At 61.4% G+C, this 8073-nt stretch carries 9 protein-coding genes and 1 riboswitch; of the genes, 8 read left to right on the forward strand and 1 reads right to left on the reverse strand.

Translation table 11 applies throughout. The features are described 5' to 3' along the window. Nucleotides 1-528: 528 nt before the first annotated feature. The gene (locus tag C1D09_RS33780) at nt 529-810 is read right to left on the reverse strand and encodes a hypothetical protein (RefSeq protein ID WP_246135729.1); all 282 of its coding nucleotides are present in this window, start codon (nt 808-810) and stop codon (nt 529-531) included. 530 nt (nt 811-1340) lie between these two features. Between C1D09_RS33780 and queC the strand changes: the two genes are divergently transcribed. The 8 genes from queC (at nt 1341) to C1D09_RS12995 (ending at nt 8007) form a co-directional block, all read left to right on the forward strand. After that, nucleotides 1341-2039, forward strand: a complete 699-nt coding sequence (gene queC, locus C1D09_RS12960) for a 7-cyano-7-deazaguanine synthase QueC (protein WP_143974696.1) — start codon at nt 1341-1343, stop codon at nt 2037-2039. Next, nucleotides 2039-2395: a 6-carboxytetrahydropterin synthase QueD gene (gene queD, locus C1D09_RS12965; RefSeq protein WP_027055667.1), complete on the forward strand. Its 357-nt coding sequence runs from the start codon at nt 2039-2041 to the stop codon at nt 2393-2395. Before queC ends, queD begins: the two co-directional genes overlap by 1 nt. Beyond that, nucleotides 2392-3129, forward strand: coding sequence for a 7-carboxy-7-deazaguanine synthase QueE (gene queE / locus C1D09_RS12970; RefSeq protein WP_143974697.1), 738 nt, complete (start codon nt 2392-2394; stop codon nt 3127-3129). The genes queD and queE overlap by 4 nt, the downstream gene beginning before the upstream one ends. Before the next feature lie 281 nt (nt 3130-3410). Further along, nucleotides 3411-3527: riboswitch (TPP riboswitch) on the forward strand. A gap of 103 nt (nt 3528-3630) precedes the next feature. Beyond that, on the forward strand, nt 3631-5466 hold the full coding sequence (gene thiC, locus C1D09_RS12975) for a phosphomethylpyrimidine synthase ThiC (RefSeq protein WP_143974698.1): 1836 nt from the start codon (nt 3631-3633) through the stop codon (nt 5464-5466). After that, nucleotides 5463-6464 (forward strand): glycine oxidase ThiO, encoded by a 1002-nt coding sequence (gene thiO / locus C1D09_RS12980; protein WP_143974699.1) that lies wholly within the window; start codon nt 5463-5465, stop codon nt 6462-6464. The genes thiC and thiO overlap by 4 nt, the downstream gene beginning before the upstream one ends. Next, nucleotides 6433-6630, forward strand: coding sequence for a sulfur carrier protein ThiS (thiS, locus tag C1D09_RS12985; RefSeq protein WP_006334020.1), 198 nt, complete (start codon nt 6433-6435; stop codon nt 6628-6630). Before thiO ends, thiS begins: the two co-directional genes overlap by 32 nt. A 1-nt stretch (nt 6631) precedes the next feature. Further along, entirely contained in the window at nt 6632-7405 is a 774-nt protein-coding gene (locus tag C1D09_RS12990; protein WP_143974700.1) for a thiazole synthase, read from the forward strand. Beyond that, nucleotides 7402-8007, forward strand: coding sequence for a thiamine phosphate synthase (locus tag C1D09_RS12995; RefSeq protein WP_143974701.1), 606 nt, complete (start codon nt 7402-7404; stop codon nt 8005-8007). Before C1D09_RS12990 ends, C1D09_RS12995 begins: the two co-directional genes overlap by 4 nt. The last annotated feature ends 66 nt before the right edge of the window (nt 8008-8073 follow it).

Genomic DNA, 8073 nt, shown 5'->3' on the forward strand with positions numbered 1-8073 from the left:
CCGAACAGCAGGGCATCCACTGGCACAGGGGCATCCACAGTTCTCCTTCTATTGGAATCTATTGGCGCGCTCATCTAATGATCAAGGCAGTGGAGTGATCGATCGGTGCCTGCCGGTATTTCGCTATGCAGCATCATGACAGGTCCGTAAACTTGGTTGTTTGGATGGAATGCATCCATGGCATGGATAGGGCTAGAAGGCCGTCTCGATCAGCGCAATGGAACCGTGTGATTCTTAGGTATTTGGATTAGGTCAGCCAGAGCGCTCGCCGACCAGACCCAAGAAGCAGGAACCGATGCTTGGATCAGTTGGGATGACGATCAGCGCCGACAATGTCTTGCCTTGCGACGCCTTCAGTCTAGGAAAGTTGTTCTGGAATTGCGTTCGATCAAGGCCTAGCGCAAAACCTTGATGCAGTCGTCGCCGCCGCAATCTTCGCCTTCGGCTTTGTCTACATCCATCAGTTCGAGGACGGAAACGGCCGCATTCACCGCTACCTGATCCACCACGTCCTTGCCATGCACCGCTTCAATCGCCGGGAGTGGTGTTCCCGTATCGGCCGCGATCCTGGACCAGATCGACGAGTACAGGCGTATGCTGGAGAGCTATTCGAAGCGCCTTCTGCCATTGGTCGAATGGGAACTGACGCCGCAATTCAACGTCCGGGTGCTGAATGACACCGCGGATTTCTACTGACACTTCGATGCAACCCCGCACGCCGAATTTCTTTTTGCCTGCGCTCGGCGGACGATCGAACGGTACCTCCCTGACGAAACAGCTTTTCTGCAGCGCTACGATCAATTCCGGCAATAGGTGAATGCCTTTATCGACATGCCCGAGCGGCTGATCGATCTGCTCTTCCGTTTCCTTAACCAGAATGGTGGCCCCTATCGAGCCGCGCCCTCGGAAAGGAATTCCCAGCTCTGACCAATGACGAGGCGCGGCGGCTCGAGGCGATCTATGCGCAGACCAGAAAACGGCAAAGCACGCGGCAGAAGCCTTTCACTGGACTGCCGGTCGACCCTTGCGTTGTCGCCGAAACTCGGGACATACAAGTTCTGGGGCAAACCGGACAAGCCGAAGGTGTGTCGGGAATGCTGCTGCGCCACAGCAGTGATTTCTGCATCGTCTATACGCCTACATACGCAGCGCCGGACTCAGCCCCCCAGCGGTCGAAGATGCGCGACAAGTCGCGTGCAAAGTCATCTTGGGGACGCTGACAACAAGGTACGTGCGCTCAATCGCGTCCACCCCATTCACAAAACCGGCTCCGTGGAGTAGTGGGAACGCAGAGAAATCTCCGGTCGCAGCCTTACCCGGTCAAAACAAGGATTCAAACCATGAATGCCCTCGTCATCTGCTCCGGCGGATTGGACTCTGTTTCGCTCGCTCACAAGGTGGCGACCGAGCAGAAACTCATTGGCCTGCTTTCGTTCGATTACGGCCAGAGGCACAAAAAGGAACTCGGCTTTGCCGCCATCTGCGCCAAGCGGCTGGGTGTTCCGCACCAGATCGTCGATATCCGCGATGTTGGCCGGAACCTGAGCGGCTCGGCGCTGACTGATAGTGTGGACGTGCCCGACGGGCACTATGCCGAAGACTCCATGAGGATCACGGTGGTGCCGAACAGGAACGCCATCATGCTGGCTATCGCCTTCGGGGTTGCCGCCGCGCAGAAGGCCGATGCGGTGGCCACTGCCGTCCATGGCGGAGATCATTTCATCTATCCCGATTGCCGGCCCGCTTTTATCGACGCCTTTCAGACGATGCAGAACCATGCGCTCGCAGGCTACGCCGATATCCGCCTTTACGCTCCCTATGTGAATATGTCGAAGGCCGACATCGTCAGCGAGGGGGCAAAGTACGCCACACCGTTCGAGGCGACGTGGTCCTGCTACAAGGGCGGCGCACGTCATTGCGGTCGCTGCGGGACATGCGTCGAACGGCGCGAAGCATTCAATCTGGCCGGCATTGCCGACCCGACAGATTATGAGGACGCGGACTTCTGGCTCCACGCTATCCAGACAAGGAGCGCGTGATGTTCCGCATTACCAAAGAGTTCCACTTCTCGGCCTCGCATCAGCTCACCTCCTTGCCACCAGATCATCAGTGCGCACGTCTGCACGGCCACAACTACATCGTCGTAGTGGAGCTTTCAGGTGGCGAACTGGACGAACACGGCTTTGTGCGCGACTACCAAGATCTGGCGGCGTTCAAGCACTACATCGATGGGACGTTCGACCATCGGCATCTTAACGACGTGCTGGGGCATGACCATGCCACAGCGGAATACCTGGCCAGGCACTTCTACGACTGGTGCAAGGTGCGGCTACCCGAAACCTCCGCCGTGCGGGTGAGCGAGACGCCGAAAACCTGGGCGGAATACCGGCCATGACTTGCGCCTTGCATCCCGGAATCCGGGTGAGCGAGATTTTTGGGCCGACCATTCAGGGCGAAGGCGTGCTGATCGGCTTGCCGACGGTGTTCGTAAGAACCGGCGGGTGCGATTATCGCTGTTCCTGGTGCGACAGCCTGCATGCGGTGGACCGTCGCTTCCGCCATGATTGGGAGATGATGTCTCCCGACGCGGTTTGGCAAAAGGTCATTGCACTTTCCGGCGGTCAGCCCGTCATGGTATCGCTGTCGGGCGGCAATCCGGCCATCCAGCCGCTTGGCCATTTGATCGACCGCGGGCATAGCGAGGGCTACCGTTTTGCATTGGAAACCCAAGGTTCGGTGTCTAAGCAATGGTTCGCGGATCTCGACGTGCTGGTGCTCAGCCCCAAGCCGCCCTCAAGTGAAATGACGACAGATTGGGCCGCGTTCGACGCCTGCTTAGAGGCGGCGCAGGATAAGCCGCAGATGGCGCTCAAGCTCGTCGTCTTCGACGATGATGACTATGCCTATGCCAAAGACGCCGCGGCGCGCTACCCGCAATTACCCGTCTATCTGCAGCCCGGCAATCACACGCCGCCGCGTCCCGGCAACGAAGACGCGTTCATCGACATGGCCGGTGTGATGAGCCGCATGGAATGGCTGGTTGAAAAGGTGACCCGTGACAGGTGGTTCGAGGCGCGTGTACTGCCGCAGCTTCATGTTCTGCTCTGGGGAAACAAACGGGGCGTCTAGCCGAAGGGGAAGGATTGCCGACGACGAGCAAGACAGACATCTATAGCAATCTCAGCCAACTGGGCGGCAGCAGTGTTGTTCCGGAAAGCCCCGAAAACACCGTGCTGGAAAAGGCACCGAAATCAGCATGAGGGCTCGCCTTATTGGGGGCGCTTCACCGCTCCTCTGGAGCGTGACTTGCTCTCGATACTACCATGCTTTTCCGCTGGGTTTGTTTGGTCGCCGATCACCGCTGCGGGACGAATGCGCTTGACAAAATAGCGCCGGCCCGTTCAATTCGGCGCATTCACCAGGGGAGTCCCGGCAAGGGGCTGAGATACTGCTGGCTTTCGCGGCGCAGTGACCCGTTGAACCTGATCCAGTTCATACTGGCGTAGGGACGGTGCAAGCGCTTTGCGGGGGTTTACGCCCGAGATCCTGTTTCGGCAGGTCGGCAGAAGCGTCTTTTCATCCTTCCGGCACAGAACTGGGTCTCCAATGCATGAGCAAAGGAGCCTCAAGATGGATGCCCTCACCCCCGCCGTGTCGACGGGACCACTGCCCGCCTCGCGAAAGATCCACAAGTCTGGCGTCCTCCATCCGCACATCAAAGTGCCGATGCGCGAAATCTCCGTCCATCCGACAGCCGGCGAGCCGCCGGTCACCGTCTACGATCCGTCCGGCGCCTATACGGACCCGACTGTCGAAACCAGCATCGAAAAGGGCCTTGCCCGACTTCGCCACGACTGGATCATGGCGCGCGGCGATGTCGAGGCCCATGGTGGCCGCCACGTGCGGCCGGAGGACAACGGATTTGCGACTGGCGAGCGCCTGACACCGGAATTTCCCATTCGTAACCGGCCGCTCAGGGCGAAGCAGGGCAAGGCGGTGACCCAGCTTGCCTATGCGCGCGCCGGTATCATCACGCCTGAAATGGAGTTCGTCGCCATCCGCGAGAACCTCGGCCGAGAGATCCTGCGCGGCAAGCTGCAGCGCGACGGCGAAGCTTTCGGCGCGGCGATCCCGGATTTCGTCACACCCGAATTCGTGCGCGACGAAGTGGCGCGCGGGCGGGCGATCATTCCCGCCAACATCAATCATCCCGAAAGCGAGCCGATGATCATCGGCCGCAATTTCCTGGTGAAGATCAACGCCAATATAGGCAATTCCGCCGTCACCTCCTCGATGGCCGAAGAGGTCGAAAAGATGGTCTGGGCGATCCGCTGGGGCGCCGACACGGTGATGGACCTGTCGACCGGCCGCAACATCCACAACATCCGCGAATGGATCGTACGCAATGCGCCGGTGCCGATCGGCACGGTGCCGCTCTATCAGGCGCTCGAAAAGGTCAACGGCATTGCCGAGGACCTTACCTGGGAGGTCTACCGTGACACGCTGATCGAGCAAGCCGAACAGGGTGTCGACTATTTCACCATCCATGCCGGCGTGCGGCTGCACTACATCCCGCTGACCGTCGACCGGGTCACGGGCATCGTCTCGCGCGGCGGCTCGATCATGGCCAAGTGGTGCCTCCATCATCACCGGGAAAGCTTTCTCTACGAGCACTTCGCGGAGATCTGCGACATCTGCCGCGCCTATGACGTGTCCTTCTCGCTTGGCGACGGTCTTCGTCCCGGCTCGATCGCCGACGCCAACGACGCGGCGCAATTCGCCGAGCTGGAAACGCTTGGCGAGCTGACGCAGATCGCCTGGGCCAAGGATTGCCAGGTGATGATCGAGGGGCCTGGCCACGTGCCGATGCACAAGATCAAGGAGAACATGGACAAGCAGCTCGCTGTCTGCGGCGAGGCACCTTTTTACACGCTTGGGCCGCTGACGACCGATATCGCGCCAGGCTACGACCACATCACCTCAGGTATCGGCGCCGCAATGATCGGCTGGTTCGGCACCGCCATGCTTTGCTATGTGACGCCGAAGGAACATCTCGGCCTTCCCGATCGCAACGATGTCAAGATTGGCGTGATCACCTACAAGATCGCTGCTCACGCCGCCGACCTCGCCAAAGGCCATCCGGCCGCGAAAACCCGCGACGATGCGCTGTCGCGGGCGCGCTTCGAGTTCCGCTGGGAGGACCAGTTCAACCTGTCACTCGACCCCGAAACAGCGCGATCCTTTCACGACCAGACCTTGCCCAGGGAGGCGCACAAGGTGGCGCATTTCTGCTCGATGTGCGGGCCGAAATTCTGCTCCATGCGCATCTCCCACGACATCCGCGCCGAGGCGCAGAAGGAGGGCATGGCGGCGATGGCGGCGAAATATCGCGAGGGCGGCGATCTCTATGTGCCGGCGGACGAGGCCGGCGCACCGCTGATGTCGGAGGCGCATGAGCCATCATGAGGGTGCTGGTCCAAGGGGCCGGCGTCGCCGGTCTCACCGCAGCCTTCGAACTCGCCGCTCGCGGCGCGGCGGTGACCGTCGTCGAGACCCGGCATGGCCTCGGTGGCAATGCGTCGTGGTTCGCCGGCGGCATGCTGGCGCCATGGTGCGAGCGTGAAAGCGCCGAGCAGCCGGTGCTCGATCTCGGACGCGACGCCGCCGACTGGTGGGATACGGCAACGCCCGGGCAGGTGACGCGGGCCGGAACACTGGTCGTGGCCGCGCCGCGCGATGCGGGCGAGCTCGACCGGTTTGCCAACCGCACGTCGGGGTACAGGCCTGTCGATGAAAACGAAATCGCACAGCTCGAGCCGGACCTCGCCGGTCGCTTCCGCCGTGCGCTGTTCTTCCCCGACGAAGCCCATCTCGACCCACGCCAGGCGATGGCGGCACTGCATGACAGGCTGGCGGCGATGGGCGTCGAATTCCGCTTTGGAGCCGATGCCCGGCAGATTTCCGGTTTCGATCGTCAGCTCGACTGCACGGGAATGTCCGCCGTCGATGCAAGGCTGCGTGGCGTTCGGGGCGAAATGCTGATCCTGCGTACGCCTGATGTCTCGCTGTCGCGCCCAGTCCGGCTGCTTCATCCGCGCTTTCCACTTTACGTGGTGCCGCGCACCGACCACCGTTTCATGGTTGGCGCGACGATGATCGAGAGCCAGTCCACAGGACCGGTCACAGCGCGTTCAATGATGGAGCTTGTGGTCGCGGCCTATGCCCTCCATCCGGCCTTTGACGAGGCCGAGATCGTTGAAACCGGTGTCGGCGTTCGTCCGGCCTTTCCCGACAACCTGCCGCGCGTCGAAACGAGCGGAGACACCGTCGCGATCAATGGGCTCTATCGCCACGGTTTTCTCCTCGCCCCCGCCATGGCGCGCCAGGCTGCCGAGCTGGTTTTCAATCAAGACAGAACCAAGGAGCTTGCTCATGAAACTGTTGGTCAACGGCGAAGCGCATGAGGTTGCCGCCAACACCCTGGCCGAGCTGCTTGCCGCGCTCGACTATGAGGGCGATTGGCTGGCGACCGCCGTCAACAGCGACCTCGTGCACAAAGCCAACCGGGCGGAATTCCGGTTGAGCGACGGCGATCGGATCGAAATCCTTTCGCCGATGCAGGGAGGCTAGCATGTTCGAGCTTCTCGGGACGACGCTTCCTTCCCGCCTGCTTCTCGGCACCGCGCAATATCCTTCGCCGGCCATCCTTGCCGATGCGGTCAAGGCATCGGGCACGTCGGTGGTGACCGTCTCGCTGCGCCGTGAGATGGCAGGCGGTCGGGCCGGCGAGAAATTCTGGTCGTTGATCCGCTCGCTGGGCGTCAGAATCCTGCCCAACACTGCTGGCTGTCATTCCGTCAAGGAAGCGGTGACCACTGCGAAAATGGCGCGCGACGTCTTCGGCACGAGCTGGATCAAGCTCGAAGTGATCGGCAACCACGACACGCTGCAACCGGACGTGTTCGGCCTGGTCGAAGCCGCCCGCATCCTGTGCGAGGACGGTTTTGATGTATTCCCCTATACCACCGATGACCTTGTCGTCGCCGAGCGGCTGCTGGAGGGGGGCTGCAAGGTCTTGATGCCGTGGTGCGCACCGATCGGTTCGGCCCTCGGCCCGGTCAACATTACGGCGCTGCGCTCGATGCGCGGACATTTCCCCGATGTCCCGCTGATTGTGGATGCGGGGCTCGGGCGACCGTCACACGCCGCAACGGTCATGGAGCTCGGTTTCGACGCCGTGCTCCTGAACACGGCGGTCGCCAAGGCGGCCGATCCGGTCGGCATGGCGCGTGCGTTCGGCAAGGCGGTCGAGGCCGGTCGTGAGGCTTTCAGTTCGGGAATGCTTGAACCGCGTGACGTCGCCGTGCCCTCGACACCGACGATCGGCAGGGCGGTTTTCTCATGAAGCTCGATCCCTTCTATCTGATCGTCGAAAGTGCAGCCTGGATCGATCGGCTGGTGCCGCTCGGCGTCAAGCTGGTGCAGCTTCGCATCAAGACCATGGGCGAAGCCGGATTGCGCGCTGAGATCCGCACAGCGAAGGCCTTGTGCGCGCGATACGGGTGCCAGCTCATCATCAATGATTACTGGCGACTGGCCATCGAGGAAGGCTGCGACTTCGTTCATCTCGGTCAGGAGGATCTACAAACCGCCGACCTCTTGGCGATACGGGCGGCCGGCATGAGGCTCGGGCTCAGCACTCATAATCATGCAGAATTGGAAACGGCCATAACGGCCATGCCCGACTACATCGCACTCGGTCCGATCTATCCCACCATCCTGAAGACGATGAAATGGGCGCCGCAGGGACTCGAACGGATCAGAGAATGGAAGCATCGGATAGCGCCAATCCCATTGGTCGCCATTGGCGGTCTCAACCCTGACAGGCTCGACGGAGTTTTCGCGGCTGATGCCGACAGCGCGGCGGTGGTCACCGACATCACGCTGAACGACGACCCGGAAGCGCGCATGCGGGAATGGATCGAAAAGACGGACCAATGGCGCTGAGGCGAGAACCGCATGTGCTTGTCGTTGGCGGATCGGACTCCAGCGGCGGGGCTGGTATCGCCCGCG

The organism is Mesorhizobium intechi, from assembly GCF_002879535.1.
GTDB classification, from domain to species: Bacteria; Pseudomonadota; Alphaproteobacteria; order Rhizobiales; family Rhizobiaceae; genus Mesorhizobium; species Mesorhizobium intechi.